This is a genomic window from Spiroplasma endosymbiont of Sarcophaga carnaria, from assembly GCF_964019595.1.
Classification (GTDB): domain Bacteria; phylum Bacillota_I; class Bacilli_A; order Mycoplasmatales; family Mycoplasmataceae; genus Spiroplasma; species Spiroplasma poulsonii.
Genome location: NZ_OZ026456.1, coordinates 700,846 through 726,886, shown reverse-complemented (window position 1 = coordinate 726,886; position 26,041 = coordinate 700,846). Strand labels below are relative to the sequence as shown.

The 26,041-nt window shown below is 27.2% G+C and carries 24 protein-coding genes and 2 riboswitches; of the genes, 18 read left to right on the top strand and 6 right to left on the bottom strand.

Annotated features, from left to right (window positions below):
• Positions 1-93: 93 nt before the first annotated feature.
• A riboswitch (cobalamin riboswitch) is annotated at positions 94-279 on the top strand.
• 277 nt (positions 280-556) lie between these two features.
• The 7 genes from AACK91_RS04350 to rplA all read left to right on the top strand — a co-directional run bounded on the left by AACK91_RS04350 (position 557) and on the right by rplA (position 6,085).
• A complete protein-coding gene (locus AACK91_RS04350) occupies positions 557-1,480 on the top strand; it encodes a hypothetical protein (protein WP_338964453.1) in 924 nt (307 codons plus the stop codon).
• Complete coding sequence (locus AACK91_RS04345; RefSeq protein WP_338963247.1) at positions 1,481-2,443, top strand: IS1/IS1595 family N-terminal zinc-binding domain-containing protein; 963 nt, start codon at positions 1,481-1,483, stop codon at positions 2,441-2,443.
• A gap of 166 nt (positions 2,444-2,609) precedes the next feature.
• On the top strand, positions 2,610-2,960 hold the full coding sequence (locus AACK91_RS04340) for a hypothetical protein (RefSeq protein WP_338964473.1): 351 nt from the start codon (positions 2,610-2,612) through the stop codon (positions 2,958-2,960).
• 185 nt (positions 2,961-3,145) lie between these two features.
• The gene (locus tag AACK91_RS04335; RefSeq protein ID WP_338964471.1) at positions 3,146-4,264 is read left to right on the top strand and encodes a hypothetical protein; all 1,119 of its coding nucleotides are present in this window, start codon (positions 3,146-3,148) and stop codon (positions 4,262-4,264) included.
• On the top strand, positions 4,264-4,734 hold the full coding sequence (locus tag AACK91_RS04330) for a hypothetical protein (protein WP_338964468.1): 471 nt from the start codon (positions 4,264-4,266) through the stop codon (positions 4,732-4,734). Before AACK91_RS04335 ends, AACK91_RS04330 begins: the two co-directional genes overlap by 1 nt.
• A 233-nt stretch (positions 4,735-4,967) precedes the next feature.
• Complete coding sequence (gene rplK, locus AACK91_RS04325; RefSeq protein ID WP_338964466.1) at positions 4,968-5,402, top strand: 50S ribosomal protein L11; 435 nt, start codon at positions 4,968-4,970, stop codon at positions 5,400-5,402.
• Positions 5,403-5,404: 2 nt separating this feature from the next.
• A complete protein-coding gene (gene rplA / locus AACK91_RS04320) occupies positions 5,405-6,085 on the top strand; it encodes a 50S ribosomal protein L1 (protein ID WP_338964464.1) in 681 nt (226 codons plus the stop codon).
• 154 nt (positions 6,086-6,239) lie between these two features.
• Here rplA and AACK91_RS04315 read toward each other — a convergent pair whose 3' ends face one another.
• Positions 6,240-7,202: an IS1/IS1595 family N-terminal zinc-binding domain-containing protein gene (locus AACK91_RS04315; RefSeq protein WP_338963247.1), complete on the bottom strand. Its 963-nt coding sequence runs from the start codon at positions 7,200-7,202 to the stop codon at positions 6,240-6,242.
• Between the two features lie 156 nt (positions 7,203-7,358).
• On the opposite strand from AACK91_RS04315, the gene AACK91_RS04310 reads away from it, so the two are divergent.
• The 3 genes from AACK91_RS04310 (at position 7,359) to AACK91_RS04300 (ending at position 10,813) form a co-directional block, all read left to right on the top strand.
• Positions 7,359-8,573, top strand: a complete 1,215-nt coding sequence (locus AACK91_RS04310) for an AEC family transporter (protein WP_338964462.1) — start codon at positions 7,359-7,361, stop codon at positions 8,571-8,573.
• Positions 8,574-8,611: 38 nt separating this feature from the next.
• On the top strand, positions 8,612-9,616 hold the full coding sequence (locus AACK91_RS04305) for an NAD(P)-dependent oxidoreductase (RefSeq protein WP_338964459.1): 1,005 nt from the start codon (positions 8,612-8,614) through the stop codon (positions 9,614-9,616).
• A 234-nt stretch (positions 9,617-9,850) separates the two neighbouring features.
• The gene (locus tag AACK91_RS04300) at positions 9,851-10,813 is read left to right on the top strand and encodes an IS1/IS1595 family N-terminal zinc-binding domain-containing protein (protein ID WP_338964451.1); all 963 of its coding nucleotides are present in this window, start codon (positions 9,851-9,853) and stop codon (positions 10,811-10,813) included.
• Positions 10,814-11,556: 743 nt separating this feature from the next.
• On the opposite strand, the gene AACK91_RS04295 is transcribed toward AACK91_RS04300, so the two are convergent.
• Positions 11,557-12,135, bottom strand: coding sequence for a nitroreductase family protein (locus tag AACK91_RS04295; RefSeq protein WP_338966574.1), 579 nt, complete (start codon positions 12,133-12,135; stop codon positions 11,557-11,559).
• Between the two features lie 673 nt (positions 12,136-12,808).
• Here AACK91_RS04295 and ptsP (AACK91_RS04290) point away from each other — a divergent pair.
• The 3 genes from ptsP (AACK91_RS04290) to AACK91_RS04280 all read left to right on the top strand — a co-directional run bounded on the left by ptsP (AACK91_RS04290) (position 12,809) and on the right by AACK91_RS04280 (position 16,036).
• Complete coding sequence (gene ptsP, locus AACK91_RS04290; protein WP_338964446.1) at positions 12,809-14,560, top strand: phosphoenolpyruvate--protein phosphotransferase; 1,752 nt, start codon at positions 12,809-12,811, stop codon at positions 14,558-14,560.
• A 46-nt stretch (positions 14,561-14,606) separates the two neighbouring features.
• Positions 14,607-15,569, top strand: a complete 963-nt coding sequence (locus AACK91_RS04285) for an IS1/IS1595 family N-terminal zinc-binding domain-containing protein (protein ID WP_338963247.1) — start codon at positions 14,607-14,609, stop codon at positions 15,567-15,569.
• Between the two features lie 179 nt (positions 15,570-15,748).
• The gene (locus AACK91_RS04280; RefSeq protein ID WP_338964456.1) at positions 15,749-16,036 is read left to right on the top strand and encodes a hypothetical protein; all 288 of its coding nucleotides are present in this window, start codon (positions 15,749-15,751) and stop codon (positions 16,034-16,036) included.
• 106 nt (positions 16,037-16,142) lie between these two features.
• Here AACK91_RS04280 and AACK91_RS04275 read toward each other — a convergent pair whose 3' ends face one another.
• Positions 16,143-17,105 (bottom strand): IS1/IS1595 family N-terminal zinc-binding domain-containing protein, encoded by a 963-nt coding sequence (locus AACK91_RS04275; protein WP_338963247.1) that lies wholly within the window; start codon positions 17,103-17,105, stop codon positions 16,143-16,145.
• Positions 17,106-18,029 carry a hypothetical protein gene (locus AACK91_RS04270; protein ID WP_338964453.1) on the bottom strand — a complete coding sequence of 308 codons (924 nt, stop codon included), beginning with the start codon at positions 18,027-18,029 and terminating at the stop codon, positions 17,106-17,108.
• Between the two features lie 277 nt (positions 18,030-18,306).
• Positions 18,307-18,492: riboswitch (cobalamin riboswitch) on the bottom strand.
• 102 nt (positions 18,493-18,594) lie between these two features.
• Here AACK91_RS04270 and AACK91_RS04265 point away from each other — a divergent pair.
• Complete coding sequence (locus AACK91_RS04265; RefSeq protein ID WP_338964451.1) at positions 18,595-19,557, top strand: IS1/IS1595 family N-terminal zinc-binding domain-containing protein; 963 nt, start codon at positions 18,595-18,597, stop codon at positions 19,555-19,557.
• 240 nt (positions 19,558-19,797) lie between these two features.
• Complete coding sequence (locus AACK91_RS04260) at positions 19,798-19,986, top strand: hypothetical protein (protein WP_338964448.1); 189 nt, start codon at positions 19,798-19,800, stop codon at positions 19,984-19,986.
• A 393-nt stretch (positions 19,987-20,379) separates the two neighbouring features.
• Here the strand turns inward: AACK91_RS04260 and AACK91_RS04255 are convergent, their stop codons facing one another.
• Positions 20,380-20,958 (bottom strand): nitroreductase family protein, encoded by a 579-nt coding sequence (locus AACK91_RS04255; protein WP_338966574.1) that lies wholly within the window; start codon positions 20,956-20,958, stop codon positions 20,380-20,382.
• A gap of 673 nt (positions 20,959-21,631) precedes the next feature.
• On the opposite strand from AACK91_RS04255, the gene ptsP (AACK91_RS04250) reads away from it, so the two are divergent.
• From ptsP (AACK91_RS04250) to AACK91_RS04240, 3 genes are all read left to right on the top strand, one after another.
• Positions 21,632-23,383, top strand: coding sequence for a phosphoenolpyruvate--protein phosphotransferase (gene ptsP, locus AACK91_RS04250; protein WP_338964446.1), 1,752 nt, complete (start codon positions 21,632-21,634; stop codon positions 23,381-23,383).
• Positions 23,384-23,429: 46 nt separating this feature from the next.
• Complete coding sequence (locus AACK91_RS04245) at positions 23,430-24,392, top strand: IS1/IS1595 family N-terminal zinc-binding domain-containing protein (protein WP_338963247.1); 963 nt, start codon at positions 23,430-23,432, stop codon at positions 24,390-24,392.
• Between the two features lie 179 nt (positions 24,393-24,571).
• Positions 24,572-24,859, top strand: a complete 288-nt coding sequence (locus AACK91_RS04240) for a hypothetical protein (RefSeq protein WP_338964444.1) — start codon at positions 24,572-24,574, stop codon at positions 24,857-24,859.
• Positions 24,860-24,965: 106 nt separating this feature from the next.
• Here the strand turns inward: AACK91_RS04240 and AACK91_RS04235 are convergent, their stop codons facing one another.
• Positions 24,966-25,928: an IS1/IS1595 family N-terminal zinc-binding domain-containing protein gene (locus AACK91_RS04235; RefSeq protein WP_338963247.1), complete on the bottom strand. Its 963-nt coding sequence runs from the start codon at positions 25,926-25,928 to the stop codon at positions 24,966-24,968.
• Positions 25,929-26,041: the final 113 nt, after the last annotated feature.

The window sequence follows — 26,041 nt, the reverse complement described above, 5'->3', positions numbered from 1 at the left end:
TCTATATATTAAAAATATACCTAATTTTAGGTATATTTTATAAATATCAAGAGTTTTCGACAAAATTAAAGATTATTATCAAGATAAATAAAATATGATATGATATTTTTAGACAATTTAATATATAGTTATTTAGAGTTAGGGAATTAAGTGTAAATCTTGAGCTGTCCCAGCAACTGTGATATGGACGAACACCACAAGCCACTGAAAATATTTTTTGGGAAGGCGGTTAGTAGGATGAAGTTAAGCCAGTAGACCTTTCTAAATTTAATTAGTCTTATTATATAACTCCTGGGTGTGAGTCATGTAATTATTTTGCAAACAAATAATTTAATGATTGTTATATAAAAAGCATTTTGGGAATGCTTTTTTGTTTATTGTAACTAGAATTAAATTGTCCATTGTTAATTTGCTAGAAAGAATAAAAAAGAAGATGGAAAAATTATTAATAGTGATATTAAGTAGTTCATTTATTTTGTCACCAACAGCGACAATTATTGCTTGTAAAAATACTGATGAGTTTATTTCATATAAGTATCCAGATTGGATTTAGCATATGAAAACAGAGGAATCAAAAGAGTTTACCGTTGGTTATGATAATTATTATTTATCATCGGCAAGAAGTAGTTTCGAACAAAACAATTGGTTAGACCTTAACCAAGAAAGCCATGTTTATGTTCATTTTAAGAATATTACTAATATTGATGAAATTATGAAAAAGTTATCATTTGCTGATACTGCTAATATGCAACTCGTAACTCAGATTTATGAGCCAATAACATTTAGAAAAGCCGACAACGGTATGTATATTTCTAATCCCTTTTTAACGCAAAATACAGCTGTTGGTGGATATACTATGATGGCAAAAGATAAATGACAAGACATTAAAAATAGTAAAAATATGAAACAACTAAATGATCGCTTTCAAAAAGAGTTTGATGAACGCGGAACAATTGCTGATTCGCATCCAGTTCAAGAAGTAAATGGAACAAAATTTGTATGATGAGATTCTAATAGTTGAGGAAACTTATTGCAAACAGATATTCAGAAGGAAATTTATGGTGTTTGAAGTAACACTGAAAATAAAATTCAAGTGGGAATGAACATTCCATTGAGCCTTACAAGTGAGGGTTCAATTAAAGTGTCAAAAACAGGTGCCCACAATGTATTTCGAATTGATTTAAATTATCAAGAAGATTGAATAAATAATAGTTTTAACAAAGTAAAATATCTTCTACCCCACTGAGGTTTTTACTTTACAATTAAAGGTGATAATAATGCCCAATATATTTCACCACAACTAATTCCTGCAATTAATAATAACTTTCGTGCTTCCGATGTTTTGATATTCTTAAAATCAAAAAATTTTAATTATTTTAATACTGAAGGTTATAAAAATGCTTTAATTTTGTCGAAAACTCTTGATATTTATAAAATATACCTAAAATTAGGTATATTTTTAATATATAGAGGTAAATAAATGATGAAAAAAATAATTACAGAATTAATAAATAGCTTAACAGATGATCAATTTTTAGAATTTTATGAAAAAATAAAACAACAAGCAGACTTAATTAAAAAACAAAAACGTTTAAATGAAATTGATCAAAAATTTAGAGATAAAGGCATTATATGTCCTAATTGCAAATCTTTTCATTGTGTTAAAAATGGTCATAATTCCGAAGGAAAACAAAAATATTTATGTAAAAAATGTCGTGCTAGTTTTGATGCATTTCGTCATCATTTTACTTATTGAAGTCATTTAAATTATGAACAGTGAAATTTATTAATTCAAATTTCATTGTTAGGACAATCTAGTAAAATAATTTCTCGTTTTATTAAAACAACCCCAAAAACCGCTTGATATAATCGACAAAAATTAATGCAATCAAAACAATTAGAAAATACACAGTTAAAATTTAAAAAATTAAATGGTCAAATCCAAATGGATGAAACATTTATTAAAGAAATTCATAAAGGCAATTTTAAAGATAAATTTGATAAACGAAAAACTCATCTCGATCCATTTTCAACTGATACCAAATGCTGTATTCAAATGGCAGTTGATAGCAATAATAATATTTTTGTTCAATCCACCAATACCAAAAGATTACAAAAACAATGGATTATTGAAAATATGAATAAGCAACTAATTAAAGAAAAATCAATAATTATTTCTGATATGCAACCACTATATTTATTAGTAGCAAAACAAACAAATTCTACTCTATATTCCACCAAAACTAGTACAAACCCTGATACTAGTTATCAAAAGTTAAATAAGATTAGTAAATTACAATCCAGTCTTAAAGAAGCCTTAATTCATTATCATGGTTTGGGTTTCACTAATATTCAAAATTATTTAAAGCTCTGAAAATGAAAATACCAACACAAAGGTTTAACACCAAACCAACAATCAACGGTATTATATTTTAACGTTTAAAAAATTTAAAGCAAAATCATAATCTTACACAAAATTAGTTTTCAAATTGTCATATTGATGATTTTTTTTATTTCATCAAGAGTTTTCGACAAAATTAAAGTAAAAATGCCAAAATAATTTCATAATTTTCCGGTATAATTACTATAATTATCGAAAGGAGAAAAATATGAAAAATTTGACATGATCAAAAATTTTAATGTTTATTGGCGCTGCTTGAATTATTATAATTGGAATTTTGTTTGCGGCAGGTGTTCCAGCAAAAACTTCAATTTATGGCTGAGATACAAGTTGACCAGTCTTACTGATTTTAGGGGTTTTATATATTTTAATTCCCTTATCAGTTAAGCCGGGATTCTGATCATTATTATGAGCTTTAGCGATCACTGGTTTAGCAGTCATTTTCTTAATTGGATTCTTTGTTAACGCAGATTACCAATCACCCTGAACTTATTTAGGGGCCATTCCTAATCTTTTCATTGGGGTTGGAGCATTAGGATGGATTTTTGTCTATGAGTAAAAAATTAAATATTTATGAAAAATGACATCAACTATCAATAATGTCATTTTTTTTATTTAAGATGGTTATCAAGGTTCTAATTATATTAATGGTTGATAATAACTTGATTTGAATAATTATACTCCTTGTCTTTTTTTTGTATGATCACTTCATATCCGATGAAAAAACTCATGGGAGGAAAAAAAATGAAAAAAATATTAGTAATGCTAGGGGTTTTTAATTTTAGTGTTGTTAGTCCGGGTTTGATTATTAGTTGTGTTGCAAAACCAAATACTGATCAAGAAGAAAATAATGGTATTGATTATCAAGGTGATTTAAAAATTTTAAATGAAATTACCAAAAAAGTTAGTGCTGCGTTTCAAAAATATGCGATGGAAAAAGCATTAGTTGATATTAACGATTATCCAACTAATGGTCTTGAAAAATTATTTACAATGGTCAGTAAGAAACAATCACAGCGACAATTGAATTTAAATGATGAAAATGTTGGTTCAGGGTTAAACGCATTAATAAATGGTTTTCTGACTATTTTTGATAATGTTAATCGTGAAATTGCTGACCAATATTCAAATTATTATATTAATACATTACTGTTAAGTGCTGATGTAAAAGGTTATCAGTTTATGTTAAACCACATTGACACTGAACAGTTAAGATCATTAGCAAATGTTGATGTTAACAATTTGCAAGGAGTTCGGTTGGATTTTAAATTAGAAGTTAAAATCCAATTTAAAACATTAGAAACACGTGTTCCATTTTTAGTACAATATACAGTTACAAATGATAAAGTAAAAATGGAAGAAATTTTGACGGCTGTGACAGGAACCCTTTCAAAAGCAATTGTAAAATTTTTTAATTCAATGGCAGAAAATATTATTGTGGATGAAAATCCAGCTTTTCGGAGTATTTATGAAAATTTTGATTTAAATTATGCGTTTGATCATAGTATGTTAGATGGAATTGTTCAAAAGGAATTAAATACAGCCTTACAGGCTGATGATGAACTTGGTGAAATTTGAAATAGTATTACTTATGCTAAAGATGAACAAATTTTAGTTTTATTAAATTCAATTATTAATACAGATACAAATGGTGTTACCCCTGTTATTCCTAATGGTGAAAAATATACGTGGGTTAATACTGGTTATGCTCCCGATAAATTAACACCAGAAAACTTTTTAGAATATTATGGAGAAAAATTAAATATTCTAACAAGCACGTCAGGTCCAAAATTACAATTAGGGCAGTTTAAAATTAACTTAGCAAAAATTTTGGTAGCGGGAGAGTACCATTATCTGGTGTAGTGTTAAATGATGGTAAACCATTTTATTTAAGTGTTGGGATTACGCGTGATGGAATGATTGAAAAAATTAAAAATTTTGGTCGAATTATTAGTGCCTTTTATAAATATTATAAAATTACTTGAGATATTAAGGTTTGAAAAGAAGGTGCTTTGTTTTTAGATGTTGGTTATTGAAATGGTCTAGAAAAACAAGTTAAAACTGATGGTTTGTCACACCGTAAAATTTGAAAAATGCTGTTAAATAAATTTAAAACTGATCCACAAAATCAAATTTTACCAGATATTGATAAATTTTGAGTAACAACAGAAGTTGTTGATTTGGTACCTGTAATCGGAAGCGATCGGTCATTAAGTATTTATGCAAATAGAAATTATAGTTTGCGTTTTAATTTTGGAGTTAATGCAACAACTAATAATATTTATTATACGCCATGACCTGTAAATATCTACGGAATTGCTTTTAAACCATAAGATTATGTTTATCCAAAAACAAGATAAAATGATATTAAAATGAAAGAACTTTATTGGTTCTTTCATTTTTTAATTAATGGTTAAAAAGTAAATTAAAATAAAGTTGCTTTTTCTTAACTTATTGTTATAATTAACTAGGCATTTATTCTACTTAGTAGAATATGCTTAAATGTGGTAGTAATGTTAACATTACGTTTGGACCACAGCGAGAATTCAAAAGGAGGAAATTGCTCGTGGCAAGGATTACTAGAATTGCAAAATTAGAATTTCAGGCTGGGCAAGCAAAACCGGGGCCAGAGTTAGCTTCATTAGGAATTAACATGCCGCAGTTTTGTACTCAGTTCAACGATGCAACAAAAGACCGTATGGGTGATGTTGTACCAGTCGTGATTACAGCATTTGATGATAAATCATTTAAATTTGAATTAAAAACTACTCCGGCAGCGATCTTATTAAAGAAAGCTGCTAAAATCCAAAAAGGATCGGCAAAAGCAAAGGATGAAAAAGTTGCAACTATTTCAGCAGACGAAGTTCGTAAAATCGCTGAATATAAGTTGGTTGACTTAAATGCAAACGATGTTGAAGCAGCAATGCATATTATTGAAGGAACTGCTCGTAATATGGGAATTGTTGTTGACGGTATGCCAAGTAAGAAGGAGAAAAACTAACAATGGCAAAATTTGGAAAAAAATATAATCAAGCTGTTGAATTAGTAGAAAAAAACAAAGTTTATCCAATTACTGAAGCAATTGAATTGGCAAAGAAAACAGCAACAACAAAATTTGATTCAACAGTTGAAGTTGCTTTTAATTTAAATGTTGATCCTCGTCATGCTGACCAACAAATTAGGGGAGCAGTTGTTTTACCAAAAGGAACTGGAAAAACACAACGAATTTTAGTCTTAACAAATAGTAAGGAAGCTGATTCAAAAGCAGCTGGGGCAAATTTTGTTGGGGGAAAAGATTTAATTGAAAAAATTCAAAAAGAAAATTGATTTGATTATGATGTAATTATTGCGACACCAGATATTATGGCTGAATTAGGGAAAATTGGGAAATTATTAGGACCAAAAGGTCTAATGCCAAACCCTAAAACAGGAACTGTTACACCAGATGTTACAAAAGCGATTGATGATGTTAAAAAAGGAAAAGTTGAATATCGTGTTGATAAAAATGGAAACATTCATTCAATTATTGGAAAAGCATCATTCAAAGCAGAAGATTTAAAAGCTAATTATGATGTAATTTATGAGGCAATTCGGAAAGCAAAACCAGCTGCTGTTAAAGGAGCATATATTAAGAATATTGCTGTTACAACAACAATGGGGCCAGGAATTAAAGTCTTAATTTAATTATAAGATTTAAGAAACTAACGAGAGTTAGTTTTTTAATTTGTCAAAATTTACCTTTAATTTTGTCGAAAACTCTTGATGAAATAAAAAAAATCATCAATATGACAATTTGAAAACTAATTTTGTGTAAGATTATGATTTTGCTTTAAATTTTTTAAACGTTAAAATATAATACCGTTGATTGTTGGTTTGGTGTTAAACCTTTGTGTTGGTATTTTCATTTTCAGAGCTTTAAATAATTTTGAATATTAGTGAAACCCAAACCATGATAATGAATTAAGGCTTCTTTAAGACTGGATTGTAATTTACTAATCTTATTTAACTTTTGATAACTAGTATCAGGGTTTGTACTAGTTTTGGTGGAATATAGAGTAGAATTTGTTTGTTTTGCTACTAATAAATATAGTGGTTGCATATCAGAAATAATTATTGATTTTTCTTTAATTAGTTGCTTATTCATATTTTCAATAATCCATTGTTTTTGTAATCTTTTGGTATTGGTGGATTGAACAAAAATATTATTATTGCTATCAACTGCCATTTGAATACAGCATTTGGTATCAGTTGAAAATGGATCGAGATGAGTTTTTCGTTTATCAAATTTATCTTTAAAATTGCCTTTATGAATTTCTTTAATAAATGTTTCATCCATTTGGATTTGACCATTTAATTTTTTAAATTTTAACTGTGTATTTTCTAATTGTTTTGATTGCATTAATTTTTGTCGATTATATCAAGCGGTTTTTGGGGTTGTTTTAATAAAACGAGAAATTATTTTACTAGATTGTCCTAACAATGAAATTTGAATTAATAAATTTCACTGTTCATAATTTAAATGACTTCAATAAGTAAAATGATGACGAAATGCATCAAAACTAGCACGACATTTTTTACATAAATATTTTTGTTTTCCTTCGGAATTATGACCATTTTTAACACAATGAAAAGATTTGCAATTAGGACATATAATGCCTTTATCTCTAAATTTTTGATCAATTTCATTTAAACGTTTTTGTTTTTTAATTAAGTCTGCTTGTTGTTTTATTTTTTCATAAAATTCTAAAAATTGATCATCTGTTAAGCTATTTATTAATTCTGTAATTATTTTTTTCATCATTTATTTACCTCTATATATTAAAAATATACCTAATTTTAGGTATATTTTATAAATATCAAGAGTTTTCGACAAAATTAAAGAAATTTACCACTATTATTGTATAATATTAGTAGTACAAAAGTACATTATTAGAAAAATGAGAGGAGACGCAAGTTAATGCATTTATATTTACAAGCGGATGTTGGGCAAGCGGTTGTTGATACTTTAAAAGCATGGGGCTTTTGAAGTGCAATTATTGCGACGATGTTTGTGATTTTTTTGGGTTGATTTTTAACAAAACGGGGAACCTTTAAAAAAGACTGAGAAGCAGTTTTAATTAAAATTGTAATGGTAGTTGGTTTACCATGTTTAGCATTTGATGGGTTTATGGCTGATACAACTGTTGAACAAGTTAAAACACAAGCAGCCATTTTATTAGTGGGATTTTTATTTTATATTATTTTAGGAATTGTTGCAAAATATTTTTACATTAAATATGATCAAGATGTTCGAGATACTTTAGCAATGTGTACTGTTTTTGCCTCAACTACTTTCTTCGGAATTCCAGTTGTGACTGCTTTATTCGGAGCGGGGAAAGCAGCTTTACCAGCTAATATCTTTAATATTCCTTATCGAGTATTCTTATATTCATTAGGGTTTATTGTAATGAGTAAACCAGTGGCAGGTCAGTTAGCACCAGTTGGGCAAACAACAGTTGAAACAGTTGTTGATGTCAAAATGGATCCAGCTGGTTATGCCCAAGTAAAAGCTGAAATGCGAGTTAAAAAAATGGCAACGGTTAAAGCAAACTTAAAACAAATTTTTGTTAATCCAATTTTAATTGCAACAATTATTGGATTTATCTTTTGAGTAACACAGTTAATTCCAGGAATTGCAGTTGTTCCTGATCAAAATGCGATTGGTAGTGGTAAATTATTTTCACCATTACGATTAGATAATTCTTTCCCACCATTATTTAAAATAACAAAAACATTAGAAGGAGTCTGTACACCATTAGCTTGATTAGCAATTGGGATGACATTGGCGAAAGGAAAAATTCGCGAAGCAATGCAAGATAAAAAAGTATGGTATGGAATGATGATGAAAGTTATTTTAGCACCAGTGGTTGGGTTAGTGTTGGCAGTTATTTTTGCCGTAATTGGAAAACAAATTGGCGCATGAAAATTAGATTCAATCGGATTAGCGGTAATTGTTATTATGTTAGCAGCACCACCAGCTTCGGTAATTGTTGCATATTCAATTGGCTATAATAAACAACAAATGTTAACAAGTAACTTAACATTAGTTTCAACGTTATTTTCAATTATTTCGTTACCATTCTGAGTAATTATTACAACAGCAATTGGAGCAACTTCATTATTTACATATTAGGAAAAATAACAATTAATACAAATTAGGAGAAAATATTAATGAGTACAAAAATTAAAATGGTTTGTTATGGGGTTCGTAAAACTGAACGTCCATTTTTTGAACAGTTAAATGAAAAATATGGTTATGAGTTAACTTTAATCGAAGAATATTTAACAAAAGATAATATTGCAACAGCGAAAGGCCATAATGCTGTCATGGTGCGAGCTAATTGTGATTGTTATGAGGAAAACTTATTAAAGATGAAAGAATATGGTGTTAAATATTTATTGACAAGAACAGTTGGGTATAATCACATTGATTTAGCAAAAGCGTATGAATTAGGATTTAAGATGGCTTATGTTCCAGGTTACTCACCAAATGCTGTGAGTGAACTAGCGGTTGCAATGGGAAATGCTTTGTTACGAAATTTATTTTATATGGCGAATAATGAAAAAAATACTAATTTTAAGGTTGATGATTTTATGTTTGCAAAAGAAATTCGTAATTCAACAATTGGAATTATTGGAACAGGACGCATTGGATTTGAGACAGCAAAAGCATGACATGGGATGGGAGCAAAAGTTCTAGGACAAGATATCTATGAAAGTGATGCAGCAAAAGAAATTTTAACTTATACTGATTTAGACACATTAATTAAAGAATCAGATTTAATTTCATTGCATTGTCCATATATTAAAGAGGAAAATCATCATTTAGTTAATAAAGAATTTTTAGCAAAAATGAAACCAGGGTCCGTTTTAATTAATGCCGCACGAGGACAATTAATGGATAGTGAAGCTGTTTATGAAGCAGTAAAGTCAAACCATTTAAAAGGGGTTGGCTTAGATGTTTTAGAAAATGAAGGTGATGTTTTCTTTAAAGATTTTAAGGGTGAAAAAATGCCAGATGACATTACTAATAAACTATTAACATTATATCCACGGGTAATTATTACTCCACACGTCGGTTCATATACCGATGAAGCGGTTAAAAATATGGTTGAAACAACATATGAAAATTTAAAAGAAATTTTAACAACTGGTGAAACAAAAAATAAAATCTAATTTAAGATAAATTTACAAACAGTAGGAAAACAAAATATTGATTCAAATAATTTGCTTAATCTCAGCAAATTATTTGTTTGTTTTACAAGAGTTAACTACAAATTATTTGATAAAAGACATTAGTGTCTTTTTTTAATATAATAATAAATATATTCTTTAATTTTGTCGAAAACTCTTGATATTTATAAAATATACCTAAAATTAGGTATATTTTTAATATATAGAGGTAAATAAATGATGAAAAAAATAATTACAGAATTAATAAATAGCTTAACAGATGATCAATTTTTAGAATTTTATGAAAAAATAAAACAACAAGCAGACTTAATTAAAAAACAAAAACGTTTAAATGAAATTGATCAAAAATTTAGAGATAAAGGCATTATATGTCCTAATTGCAAATCTTTTCATTGTGTTAAAAATGGTCATAATTCCGAAGGAAAACAAAAATATTTATGTAAAAAATGTCGTGCTAGTTTTGATGCATTTCGTCATCATTTTACTTATTGAAGTCATTTAAATTATGAACAGTGAAATTTATTAATTCAAATTTCATTGTTAGGACAATCTAGTAAAATAATTTCTCGTTTTATTAAAACAACCCCAAAAACCGCTTGATATAATCGACAAAAATTAATGCAATCAAAACAATTAGAAAATACACAGTTAAAATTTAAAAAATTAAATGGTCAAATCCAAATGGATGAAACATTTATTAAAGAAATTCATAAAGGCAATTTTAAAGATAAATTTGATAAACGAAAAACTCATCTCGATCCATTTTCAACTGATACCAAATGCTGTATTCAAATGGCAGTTGATAGCAATAATAATATTTTTGTTCAATCCACCAATACCAAAAGATTACAAAAACAACGGATTATTGAAAATATGAATAAGCAACTAATTAAAGAAAAATCAATAATTATTTCTGATATGCAACCACTATATTTATTAGTAGCAAAACAAACAAATTCTACTCTATATTCCACCAAAACTAGTACAAACCCTGATACTAGTTATCAAAAGTTAAATAAGATTAGTAAATTACAATCCAGTCTTAAAGAAGCCTTAATTCATTATCATGGTTTGGGTTTCACTAATATTCAAAATTATTTAAAGCTCTGAAAATGAAAATACCAACACAAAGGTTTAACACCAAACCAACAATCAACGGTATTATATTTTAACGTTTAAAAAATTTAAAGCAAAATCATAATCTTACACAAAATTAGTTTTCAAATTGTCATATTGATGATTTTTTTTATTTCATCAAGAGTTTTCGACAAAATTAAAGAATTTTTTTATTTAAACTAACGCTATTACTTAATTTAAAAGAAAGAGGGGAACATTTTTTAAATGCGTGCTGATGTTTTACATCCAATTTGTGATGATTGTTGTTCTAATTTTAAATCATTTCATAAAAGATGAAAATTAAACAATCAAAATAATAAATTATTTATTTTTTTGTACAAAGAAAATTGAGAACTTCAGGAGGAACACTTGATTTAACCGAGTTAATTCCAGATTATGCTTTTTTTGTGTAATGAAAGATGGTTTGTTATTTATAGCGCCAGAAAACTTCGTCAAATGTCAGAAAAGACTTACCAAAATTTTAATTTTAATAATCATACGTTATTTATTGGCAGTTATTGATACCGAATCTTTACCAACGGAATTATTAAGAGTCGTTGATATAATCTTCCGCGCTATCTTTAAAATGAAAAGGCATTTTTTATTTTGTTAAATAAATGATAAGAGCAAATATGCTAAAACTATTATTTTAGTTACTTGTTAATAAAACCGATCTAATCATTATTTATTCTATGTATTGCAGAAGCAGTTGATTTAACCACAATATTGTAGACAATTATATTGATTTTGTTTAGAATAAACTAAATAAAAAAATACCCTTAATATTTTCAATTAAGGGTATTTTTTTAGTCGATTAATGTGTATAATTCTTCTGATGATAATTGAACTTGTGGATAAATTTTATTTTTCAGTTCTTTATTAGATAAACCAATTGCCATTGATAAATGGACAGATTCTTTTTCTTTATTTATATATCCTTTTTTATTTAAACAATCATTTAACTTAGTTAAATTAAAACCTTGCATGATTGTTGAATAAACTTCTATTGATGCAGCTTGTAAGCTCATATATGCTGCAGATATAAATGCTTTGTTGATTGAATAACTATCACAATCAAATTGTTTTAGATATTCTAAATAAGAATCAACGCGGTCTTCTAATTGGTCTTCTGGCAAACCCCATCTATCTAATCTATTTTTAATAAATGTTTTACTGTTTAAAATATCTCCTTTTACTGATACAAAAAGAATTAAAACATCTGTTGTTTTCACCTTTTTTCAGTTTGGTTCATCATAAGAAATTTCAGCTAGTTTTTCTTTAACATGATTATTTCTTATTGCTAAAATTCTTGTTGGTTCTGATCCAAGTGCACTTGGAGCTAACCGACCAGCATTTAAAATTAAGTTCAAATCTTCTTTTTTTATTTGTATTAAAACCAGACATTGAACGGCGAAATTTAATTGCTTGTTCTACTGTTTTCATATTGCTTTGTTCTCCCTGTTGATAATTAATATTTGTTGATTATTTTAAATGACCATAATCAAAGTCATGTACCGCATTTATCATTATCAAACGAAGAATTGAACTATAAATGTATAATATTGATAAAATATTTTGTTTTAATGATTTTGATACTTGATGATATTATAAATGTTTTACTATTTTTTAATTTTAATTAATGTTTTTTATTAGTAAATAAATTTGCTTTATTTTATAATCAAATAATTAATAACATAACTAAAATTAAAATTTTTTATTATTTAATAATAATTTAATTTAAAAATGTACTTTGATTAATACAAAAATAAAAAAACTATATTAAATAATCCATATCATTATAACTCTTGCTGAATATATTTACAAGAGAATAGAAAACAGGAAATGTGGGAGTGCCACACATCTAATAATTTAGTTTATAAGATTCGTGAGTTGGGTGGGGTATCATTTTAATTTTTAAATAATTTTTGATGAACTTTGTAAATTGTAATAAAAATAATAATTTGAGGATGAAAACTATGCTTAAATTACAGTAATTTTCCAATTTTCAGTATATAATAAAAATAGTTTTAGTAGAAAGAGAAGTGAGGAATTTTTATTATGTCAAAAAAACTGCACGGAATAGGTGCGAGTAATGGAATTGCAATTGCAAAAGTTTTTAAATTAGAAGAACCAAAATATGAGATTTCAAATAATACGGTTTCTGATTCAGCTAGTGAAATTAAGAGTTTAGAAACAGCAATGAAGAAGGCAAATGCTGATATTGAAAAATTACAAGAAACTGCCTTAGAAAAATTGGGAGCTGAGAAAGCGGCGATCTTCGAAGCCCATAGTCAGATTTTACAGGATCCGGCGATGATTGATGAAGCAAAAAAAATGATTAATAATGATAAAAACAATGCGGCTTATGCAATTCATACTGTTGCACAGAAATTTATTACAATATTTGCTGGAATGGAGGATCCATACTTTAAGGAAAGAGCAGCGGATATCAAAGATGTAACTGATCGGTTAATTAAATATATTTTAAATGTGCCGGTGTTAGATTTAGCAACAATTAATGAAGAAGTTATTATTGTCGCAGAAGATTTAACACCATCACAAACAGCGCAATTGGCCCCTAAATTTGCAAAAGGATTTAGTTGTGATATGGGGGGAAGAACTAGCCATGCTGCTATTATGGCTCGTAGTTTAGAAATTCCGGCAGTGTTAGGCCTAAAAGATGTTACAAAACATGCAAAACATAATGAAGCGATGATGATTAATGGAACAACTGGGGAGGTTATTTTAGCCCCATCAGCTGACGAGATTAAAACTTGAACCGCAGAACGAACAAAGTTTTTCCAATTGCAACAAGAATTATTAGCATTTAAAGATAAAACCACCGTATCAAAAGATGGATACCAAAAATTTGTTTTAGAAGGTAACATTTGGGCCCCAAAAGATGTTCAAGGGGTGTTAGATAATGGTGGCCAAGGAATTGGACTCTTTAGAAGTGAGTTCTTATATATGGATAATGATCATTTTCCAACGGAAGATGAACAATATAAAGCATATAAAGGCGTGTTAGAAGGAATGCAAAACCGACCAGTAATTATTCGTACGTTGGATATTGGGGGAGATAAAAAACTATCATATTTTAAATTCCCAGAAGAAATGAATCCATTTTTAGGTTATCGTGCGATTCGATTATGTTTAGATAAAACGGATGTGTTTCGAACACAATTACGAGCTTTATTACGCGCGAGTGTCCACGGGAAACTTGGTATTATGTTCCCAATGATTGCTACAATTGATGAATTTAAAGCAGCAAAAGAAATTACATTAGAAGAAAAAGCAAATCTAATTAAAGCCGGACATCAAGTTGCGGATAATATTGAAATTGGAATGATGATGGAAATTCCATCAGCAGCTGTGTTGGCGGACCAGTTTGCAAAACATGCTGATTTCTTTTCAATCGGAACAAACGATTTAATTCAATACACAATGGCAGCTGATCGGATGAGTCAATTTGTTGCTTATTTATATCAACCATATAATCCATCAATTTTACGTTTAATCAAAACAATTATTGATGGAGCTCATAAAGAAGGCAAATGAGTTGGAATGTGTGGTGAGATGGCGGGAGAAGAACAAGCAATTCCCCTTTTAATGGGAATGAAGTTAGATTACTTTTCAATGTCAGCAACAAGTATTTTAAATGCCCGTCGAGTTATTAGTAAATTAGAAGTTCCAGCGATGGAACAATTAGTGGCAAAAGCTCTAACTTGTCAAACCGCTGAAGAAGTATTAGCTTTAGTACAAAAAACAACAAAAAGCTTTAATTTTGTCGAAAACTCTTGATATTTATAAAATATACCTAAAATTAGGTATATTTTTAATATATGGAGGTAAATAAATGATGAAAAAAATAATTACAGAATTAATAAATAGCTTAACAGATGATCAATTTTTAGAATTTTATGAAAAAATAAAACAACAAGCAGACTTAATTAAAAAACAAAAACGTTTAAATGAAATTGATCAAAAATTTAGAGATAAAGGCATTATATGTCCTAATTGCAAATCTTTTCATTGTGTTAAAAATGGTCATAATTCCGAAGGAAAACAAAAATATTTATGTAAAAAATGTCGTGCTAGTTTTGATGCATTTCGTCATCATTTTACTTATTGAAGTCATTTAAATTATGAACAGTGAAATTTATTAATTCAAATTTCATTGTTAGGACAATCTAGTAAAATAATTTCTCGTTTTATTAAAACAACCCCAAAAACCGCTTGATATAATCGACAAAAATTAATGCAATCAAAACAATTAGAAAATACACAGTTAAAATTTAAAAAATTAAATGGTCAAATCCAAATGGATGAAACATTTATTAAAGAAATTCATAAAGGCAATTTTAAAGATAAATTTGATAAACGAAAAACTCATCTCGATCCATTTTCAACTGATACCAAATGCTGTATTCAAATGGCAGTTGATAGCAATAATAATATTTTTGTTCAATCCACCAATACCAAAAGATTACAAAAACAATGGATTATTGAAAATATGAATAAGCAACTAATTAAAGAAAAATCAATAATTATTTCTGATATGCAACCACTATATTTATTAGTAGCAAAACAAACAAATTCTACTCTATATTCCACCAAAACTAGTACAAACCCTGATACTAGTTATCAAAAGTTAAATAAGATTAGTAAATTACAATCCAGTCTTAAAGAAGCCTTAATTCATTATCATGGTTTGGGTTTCACTAATATTCAAAATTATTTAAAGCTCTGAAAATGAAAATACCAACACAAAGGTTTAACACCAAACCAACAATCAACGGTATTATATTTTAACGTTTAAAAAATTTAAAGCAAAATCATAATCTTACACAAAATTAGTTTTCAAATTGTCATATTGATGATTTTTTTTATTTCATCAAGAGTTTTCGACAAAATTAAAGACAAAAAGTGCTTTAAATGTTTAAATTTTTGATAAAATAACACTATTAGTGTTATTTTTTTATTAAATAGGTGATTTTAATGTTTTATTTAAATGCGCAAGCAAGTAATATTCCAGTATCAGTCTTAATTGTTTTGGTTGTATTGTTTACATTGTTATCAATTGCAAGTGGTGGTTGATGGTGATGACAGTCACGGAAAGCTCGTCAAAATTCACATAATGATGACTTTACAACCAAACAAAAATTAACAATTCGGGCTGCTTTTCGAAAAAATAAATATTTAATTCTTTTTTTATGTTGTGTTTTTTGTTTAATTGGTTTAATCTTAGTTTTAGTTAATAAACTAGCTGATTTTCCCTTGTTTTAAAAATAGCTTTAATTTTGTCGAAAACTCTTGATGAAATAAAAAAAATCATCAATATGACAATTTGAAAACTAATTTTGTGTAAGATTATGATTTTGCTTTAAATTTTTTAAACGTTAAAATATAATACCGTTGATTGTTGGTTTGGTGTTAAACCTTTGTGTTGGTATTTTCATTTTCAGAGCTTTAAATAATTTTGAATATTAGTGAAACCCAAACCATGATAATGAATTAAGGCTTCTTTAAGACTGGATTGTAATTTACTAATCTTATTTAACTTTTGATAACTAGTATCAGGGTTTGTACTAGTTTTGGTGGAATATAGAGTAGAATTTGTTTGTTTTGCTACTAATAAATATAGTGGTTGCATATCAGAAATAATTATTGATTTTTCTTTAATTAGTTGCTTATTCATATTTTCAATAATCCATTGTTTTTGTAATCTTTTGGTATTGGTGGATTGAACAAAAATATTATTATTGCTATCAACTGCCATTTGAATACAGCATTTGGTATCAGTTGAAAATGGATCGAGATGAGTTTTTCGTTTATCAAATTTATCTTTAAAATTGCCTTTATGAATTTCTTTAATAAATGTTTCATCCATTTGGATTTGACCATTTAATTTTTTAAATTTTAACTGTGTATTTTCTAATTGTTTTGATTGCATTAATTTTTGTCGATTATATCAAGCGGTTTTTGGGGTTGTTTTAATAAAACGAGAAATTATTTTACTAGATTGTCCTAACAATGAAATTTGAATTAATAAATTTCACTGTTCATAATTTAAATGACTTCAATAAGTAAAATGATGACGAAATGCATCAAAACTAGCACGACATTTTTTACATAAATATTTTTGTTTTCCTTCGGAATTATGACCATTTTTAACACAATGAAAAGATTTGCAATTAGGACATATAATGCCTTTATCTCTAAATTTTTGATCAATTTCATTTAAACGTTTTTGTTTTTTAATTAAGTCTGCTTGTTGTTTTATTTTTTCATAAAATTCTAAAAATTGATCATCTGTTAAGCTATTTATTAATTCTGTAATTATTTTTTTCATCATTTATTTACCTCTATATATTAAAAATATACCTAATTTTAGGTATATTTTATAAATATCAAGAGTTTTCGACAAAATTAAAGCATTTTTATAACCTTCAGTATTAAAATAATTAAAATTTTTTGATTTTAAGAATATCAAAACATCGGAAGCACGAAAGTTATTATTAATTGCAGGAATTAGTTGTGGTGAAATATATTGGGCATTATTATCACCTTTAATTGTAAAGTAAAAACCTCAGTGGGGTAGAAGATATTTTACTTTGTTAAAACTATTATTTATTCAATCTTCTTGATAATTTAAATCAATTCGAAATACATTGTGGGCACCTGTTTTTGACACTTTAATTGAACCCTCACTTGTAAGGCTCAATGGAATGTTCATTCCCACTTGAATTTTATTTTCAGTGTTACTTCAAACACCATAAATTTCCTTCTGAATATCTGTTTGCAATAAGTTTCCTCAACTATTAGAATCTCATCATACAAATTTTGTTCCATTTACTTCTTGAACTGGATGCGAATCAGCAATTGTTCCGCGTTCATCAAACTCTTTTTGAAAGCGATCATTTAGTTGTTTCATATTTTTACTATTTTTAATGTCTTGTCATTTATCTTTTGCCATCATAGTATATCCACCAACAGCTGTATTTTGCGTTAAAAAGGGATTAGAAATATACATACCGTTGTCGGCTTTTCTAAATGTTATTGGCTCATAAATCTGAGTTACGAGTTGCATATTAGCAGTATCAGCAAATGATAACTTTTTCATAATTTCATCAATATTAGTAATATTCTTAAAATGAACATAAACATGGCTTTCTTGGTTAAGGTCTAACCAATTGTTTTGTTCGAAACTACTTCTTGCCGATGATAAATAATAATTATCATAACCAACGGTAAACTCTTTTGATTCCTCTGTTTTCATATGCTAAATCCAATCTGGATACTTATATGAAATAAACTCATCAGTATTTTTACAAGCAATAATTGTCGCTGTTGGTGACAAAATAAATGAACTACTTAATATCACTATTAATAATTTTTCCATCTTCTTTTTTATTCTTTCTAGCAAATTAACAATGGACAATTTAATTCTAGTTACAATAAACAAAAAAGCATTCCCAAAATGCTTTTTATATAACAATCATTAAATTATTTGTTTGCAAAATAATTACATGACTCACACCCAGGAGTTATATAATAAGACTAATTAAATTTAGAAAGGTCTACTGGCTTAACTTCATCCTACTAACCGCCTTCCCAAAAAATATTTTCAGTGGCTTGTGGTGTTCGTCCATATCACAGTTGCTGGGACAGCTCAAGATTTACACTTAATTCCCTAACTCTAAATAACTATATATTAAATTGTCTAAAAATATCATATCATATTTTATTTATCTTGATAATAATCTTTAATTTTGTCGAAAACTCTTGATATTTATAAAATATACCTAAAATTAGGTATATTTTTAATATATAGAGGTAAATAAATGATGAAAAAAATAATTACAGAATTAATAAATAGCTTAACAGATGATCAATTTTTAGAATTTTATGAAAAAATAAAACAACAAGCAGACTTAATTAAAAAACAAAAACGTTTAAATGAAATTGATCAAAAATTTAGAGATAAAGGCATTATATGTCCTAATTGCAAATCTTTTCATTGTGTTAAAAATGGTCATAATTCCGAAGGAAAACAAAAATATTTATGTAAAAAATGTCGTGCTAGTTTTGATGCATTTCGTCATCATTTTACTTATTGAAGTCATTTAAATTATGAACAGTGAAATTTATTAATTCAAATTTCATTGTTAGGACAATCTAGTAAAATAATTTCTCGTTTTATTAAAACAACCCCAAAAACCGCTTGATATAATCGACAAAAATTAATGCAATCAAAACAATTAGAAAATACACAGTTAAAATTTAAAAAATTAAATGGTCAAATCCAAATGGATGAAACATTTATTAAAGAAATTCATAAAGGCAATTTTAAAGATAAATTTGATAAACGAAAAACTCATCTCGATCCATTTTCAACTGATACCAAATGCTGTATTCAAATGGCAGTTGATAGCAATAATAATATTTTTGTTCAATCCACCAATACCAAAAGATTACAAAAACAACGGATTATTGAAAATATGAATAAGCAACTAATTAAAGAAAAATCAATAATTATTTCTGATATGCAACCACTATATTTATTAGTAGCAAAACAAACAAATTCTACTCTATATTCCACCAAAACTAGTACAAACCCTGATACTAGTTATCAAAAGTTAAATAAGATTAGTAAATTACAATCCAGTCTTAAAGAAGCCTTAATTCATTATCATGGTTTGGGTTTCACTAATATTCAAAATTATTTAAAGCTCTGAAAATGAAAATACCAACACAAAGGTTTAACACCAAACCAACAATCAACGGTATTATATTTTAACGTTTAAAAAATTTAAAGCAAAATCATAATCTTACACAAAATTAGTTTTCAAATTGTCATATTGATGATTTTTTTTATTTCATCAAGAGTTTTCGACAAAATTAAAGAATATATTTAAAAATATAAAAAATCCATTATAATTTAATTAGCAAAAAACTATAAACTCTATTTATATTTTATTTACAAATTTTTTTATTTAAACTAACGCTATTACTTAATTTAAAAGAAAGAGGGGAACATTTTTTAAATGCGTGCTGATGTTTTACATCCAATTTGTGATGATTGTTGTTCTAATTTTAAATCATTTCATAAAAGATGAAAATTAAACAATCAAAATAATAAATTATTTATTTTTTTTGTACAAAGAAAATTGAGAACTTCAGGAGGAACACTTGATTTAACCGAGTTAATTCCAGATTATGCTTTTTTTGTGTAATGAAAGATGGTTTGTTATTTATAGCGCCAGAAAACTTCGTCAAATGTCAGAAAAGACTTACCAAAATTTTAATTTTAATAATCATACGTTATTTATTGGCAGTTATTGATACCGAATCTTTACCAACGGAATTATTAAGAGTCGTTGATATAATCTTCCGCGCTATCTTTAAAATGAAAAGGCATTTTTTATTTTGTTAAATAAATGATAAGAGCAAATATGCTAAAACTATTATTTTAGTTACTTGTTAATAAAACCGATCTAATCATTATTTATTCTATGTATTGCAGAAGCAGTTGATTTAACCACAATATTGTAGACAATTATATTGATTTTGTTTAGAATAAACTAAATAAAAAAATACCCTTAATATTTTCAATTAAGGGTATTTTTTTAGTCGATTAATGTGTATAATTCTTCTGATGATAATTGAACTTGTGGATAAATTTTATTTTTCAGTTCTTTATTAGATAAACCAATTGCCATTGATAAATGGACAGATTCTTTTTCTTTATTTATATATCCTTTTTTATTTAAACAATCATTTAACTTAGTTAAATTAAAACCTTGCATGATTGTTGAATAAACTTCTATTGATGCAGCTTGTAAGCTCATATATGCTGCAGATATAAATGCTTTGTTGATTGAATAACTATCACAATCAAATTGTTTTAGATATTCTAAATAAGAATCAACGCGGTCTTCTAATTGGTCTTCTGGCAAACCCCATCTATCTAATCTATTTTTAATAAATGTTTTACTGTTTAAAATATCTCCTTTTACTGATACAAAAAGAATTAAAACATCTGTTGTTTTCACCTTTTTTCAGTTTGGTTCATCATAAGAAATTTCAGCTAGTTTTTCTTTAACATGATTATTTCTTATTGCTAAAATTCTTGTTGGTTCTGATCCAAGTGCACTTGGAGCTAACCGACCAGCATTTAAAATTAAGTTCAAATCTTCTTTTTTTATTTGTATTAAAACCAGACATTGAACGGCGAAATTTAATTGCTTGTTCTACTGTTTTCATATTGCTTTGTTCTCCCTGTTGATAATTAATATTTGTTGATTATTTTAAATGACCATAATCAAAGTCATGTACCGCATTTATCATTATCAAACGAAGAATTGAACTATAAATGTATAATATTGATAAAATATTTTGTTTTAATGATTTTGATACTTGATGATATTATAAATGTTTTACTATTTTTTAATTTTAATTAATGTTTTTTATTAGTAAATAAATTTGCTTTATTTTATAATCAAATAATTAATAACATAACTAAAATTAAAATTTTTTATTATTTAATAATAATTTAATTTAAAAATGTACTTTGATTAATACAAAAATAAAAAAACTATATTAAATAATCCATATCATTATAACTCTTGCTGAATATATTTACAAGAGAATAGAAAACAGGAAATGTGGGAGTGCCACACATCTAATAATTTAGTTTATAAGATTCGTGAGTTGGGTGGGGTATCATTTTAATTTTTAAATAATTTTTGATGAACTTTGTAAATTGTAATAAAAATAATAATTTGAGGATGAAAACTATGCTTAAATTACAGTAATTTTCCAATTTTCAGTATATAATAAAAATAGTTTTAGTAGAAAGAGAAGTGGGGAATTTTTATTATGTCAAAAAAACTGCACGGAATAGGTGCGAGTAATGGAATTGCAATTGCAAAAGTTTTTAAATTAGAAGAACCAAAATATGAGATTTCAAATAATACGGTTTCTGATTCAGCTAGTGAAATTAAGAGTTTAGAAACAGCAATGAAGAAGGCAAATGCTGATATTGAAAAATTACAAGAAACTGCCTTAGAAAAATTGGGAGCTGAGAAAGCGGCGATCTTCGAAGCCCATAGTCAGATTTTACAGGATCCGGCGATGATTGATGAAGCAAAAAAAATGATTAATAATGATAAAAACAATGCGGCTTATGCAATTCATACTGTTGCACAGAAATTTATTACAATATTTGCTGGAATGGAGGATCCATACTTTAAGGAAAGAGCAGCGGATATCAAAGATGTAACTGATCGGTTAATTAAATATATTTTAAATGTGCCGGTGTTAGATTTAGCAACAATTAATGAAGAAGTTATTATTGTCGCAGAAGATTTAACACCATCACAAACAGCGCAATTGGCCCCTAAATTTGCAAAAGGATTTAGTTGTGATATGGGGGGAAGAACTAGCCATGCTGCTATTATGGCTCGTAGTTTAGAAATTCCGGCAGTGTTAGGCCTAAAAGATGTTACAAAACATGCAAAACATAATGAAGCGATGATGATTAATGGAACAACTGGGGAGGTTATTTTAGCCCCATCAGCTGACGAGATTAAAACTTGAACCGCAGAACGAACAAAGTTTTTCCAATTGCAACAAGAATTATTAGCATTTAAAGATAAAACCACCGTATCAAAAGATGGATACCAAAAATTTGTTTTAGAAGGTAACATTTGGGCCCCAAAAGATGTTCAAGGGGTGTTAGATAATGGTGGCCAAGGAATTGGACTCTTTAGAAGTGAGTTCTTATATATGGATAATGATCATTTTCCAACGGAAGATGAACAATATAAAGCATATAAAGGCGTGTTAGAAGGAATGCAAAACCGACCAGTAATTATTCGTACGTTGGATATTGGGGGAGATAAAAAACTATCATATTTTAAATTCCCAGAAGAAATGAATCCATTTTTAGGTTATCGTGCGATTCGATTATGTTTAGATAAAACGGATGTGTTTCGAACACAATTACGAGCTTTATTACGCGCGAGTGTCCACGGGAAACTTGGTATTATGTTCCCAATGATTGCTACAATTGATGAATTTAAAGCAGCAAAAGAAATTACATTAGAAGAAAAAGCAAATCTAATTAAAGCCGGACATCAAGTTGCGGATAATATTGAAATTGGAATGATGATGGAAATTCCATCAGCAGCTGTGTTGGCGGACCAGTTTGCAAAACATGCTGATTTCTTTTCAATCGGAACAAACGATTTAATTCAATACACAATGGCAGCTGATCGGATGAGTCAATTTGTTGCTTATTTATATCAACCATATAATCCATCAATTTTACGTTTAATCAAAACAATTATTGATGGAGCTCATAAAGAAGGCAAATGAGTTGGAATGTGTGGTGAGATGGCGGGAGAAGAACAAGCAATTCCCCTTTTAATGGGAATGAAGTTAGATTACTTTTCAATGTCAGCAACAAGTATTTTAAATGCCCGTCGAGTTATTAGTAAATTAGAAGTTCCAGCGATGGAACAATTAGTGGCAAAAGCTCTAACTTGTCAAACCGCTGAAGAAGTATTAGCTTTAGTACAAAAAACAACAAAAAGCTTTAATTTTGTCGAAAACTCTTGATATTTATAAAATATACCTAAAATTAGGTATATTTTTAATATATAGAGGTAAATAAATGATGAAAAAAATAATTACAGAATTAATAAATAGCTTAACAGATGATCAATTTTTAGAATTTTATGAAAAAATAAAACAACAAGCAGACTTAATTAAAAAACAAAAACGTTTAAATGAAATTGATCAAAAATTTAGAGATAAAGGCATTATATGTCCTAATTGCAAATCTTTTCATTGTGTTAAAAATGGTCATAATTCCGAAGGAAAACAAAAATATTTATGTAAAAAATGTCGTGCTAGTTTTGATGCATTTCGTCATCATTTTACTTATTGAAGTCATTTAAATTATGAACAGTGAAATTTATTAATTCAAATTTCATTGTTAGGACAATCTAGTAAAATAATTTCTCGTTTTATTAAAACAACCCCAAAAACCGCTTGATATAATCGACAAAAATTAATGCAATCAAAACAATTAGAAAATACACAGTTAAAATTTAAAAAATTAAATGGTCAAATCCAAATGGATGAAACATTTATTAAAGAAATTCATAAAGGCAATTTTAAAGATAAATTTGATAAACGAAAAACTCATCTCGATCCATTTTCAACTGATACCAAATGCTGTATTCAAATGGCGGTTGATAGCAATAATAATATTTTTGTTCAATCCACCAATACCAAAAGATTACAAAAACAATGGATTATTGAAAATATGAATAAGCAACTAATTAAAGAAAAATCAATAATTATTTCTGATATGCAACCACTATATTTATTAGTAGCAAAACAAACAAATTCTACTCTATATTCCACCAAAACTAGTACAAACCCTGATACTAGTTATCAAAAGTTAAATAAGATTAGTAAATTACAATCCAGTCTTAAAGAAGCCTTAATTCATTATCATGGTTTGGGTTTCACTAATATTCAAAATTATTTAAAGCTCTGAAAATGAAAATACCAACACAAAGGTTTAACACCAAACCAACAATCAACGGTATTATATTTTAACGTTTAAAAAATTTAAAGCAAAATCATAATCTTACACAAAATTAGTTTTCAAATTGTCATATTGATGATTTTTTTTATTTCATCAAGAGTTTTCGACAAAATTAAAGACAAAAAGTGCTTTAAATGTTTAAATTTTTGATAAAATAACACTATTAGTGTTATTTTTTTATTAAATAGGTGATTTTAATGTTTTATTTAAATGCGCAAGCAAGTAATATTCCAGTATCAGTCTTAATTGTTTTGGTTGTATTGTTTACATTGTTATCAATTGCAAGTGGTGGTTGATGGTGATGACAGTCACGGAAAGCTCGTCAAAATTCACATAATGATGACTTTACAACCAAACAAAAATTAACAATTCGGGCTGCTTTTCGAAAAAATAAATATTTAATTCTTTTTTTATGTTGTGTTTTTTGTTTAATTGGTTTAATCTTAGTTTTAGTTAATCAACTAGCTGATTTTCCCTTGTTTTAAAAATAGCTTTAATTTTGTCGAAAACTCTTGATGAAATAAAAAAAATCATCAATATGACAATTTGAAAACTAATTTTGTGTAAGATTATGATTTTGCTTTAAATTTTTTAAACGTTAAAATATAATACCGTTGATTGTTGGTTTGGTGTTAAACCTTTGTGTTGGTATTTTCATTTTCAGAGCTTTAAATAATTTTGAATATTAGTGAAACCCAAACCATGATAATGAATTAAGGCTTCTTTAAGACTGGATTGTAATTTACTAATCTTATTTAACTTTTGATAACTAGTATCAGGGTTTGTACTAGTTTTGGTGGAATATAGAGTAGAATTTGTTTGTTTTGCTACTAATAAATATAGTGGTTGCATATCAGAAATAATTATTGATTTTTCTTTAATTAGTTGCTTATTCATATTTTCAATAATCCATTGTTTTTGTAATCTTTTGGTATTGGTGGATTGAACAAAAATATTATTATTGCTATCAACCGCCATTTGAATACAGCATTTGGTATCAGTTGAAAATGGATCGAGATGAGTTTTTCGTTTATCAAATTTATCTTTAAAATTGCCTTTATGAATTTCTTTAATAAATGTTTCATCCATTTGGATTTGACCATTTAATTTTTTAAATTTTAACTGTGTATTTTCTAATTGTTTTGATTGCATTAATTTTTGTCGATTATATCAAGCGGTTTTTGGGGTTGTTTTAATAAAACGAGAAATTATTTTACTAGATTGTCCTAACAATGAAATTTGAATTAATAAATTTCACTGTTCATAATTTAAATGACTTCAATAAGTAAAATGATGACGAAATGCATCAAAACTAGCACGACATTTTTTACATAAATATTTTTGTTTTCCTTCGGAATTATGACCATTTTTAACACAATGAAAAGATTTGCAATTAGGACATATAATGCCTTTATCTCTAAATTTTTGATCAATTTCATTTAAACGTTTTTGTTTTTTAATTAAGTCTGCTTGTTGTTTTATTTTTTCATAAAATTCTAAAAATTGATCATCTGTTAAGCTATTTATTAATTCTGTAATTATTTTTTTCATCATTTATTTACCTCTATATATTAAAAATATACCTAATTTTAGGTATATTTTATAAATATCAAGAGTTTTCGACAAAATTAAAGAAAAATAGCAAGTAAATTTAATTAATTTATAGT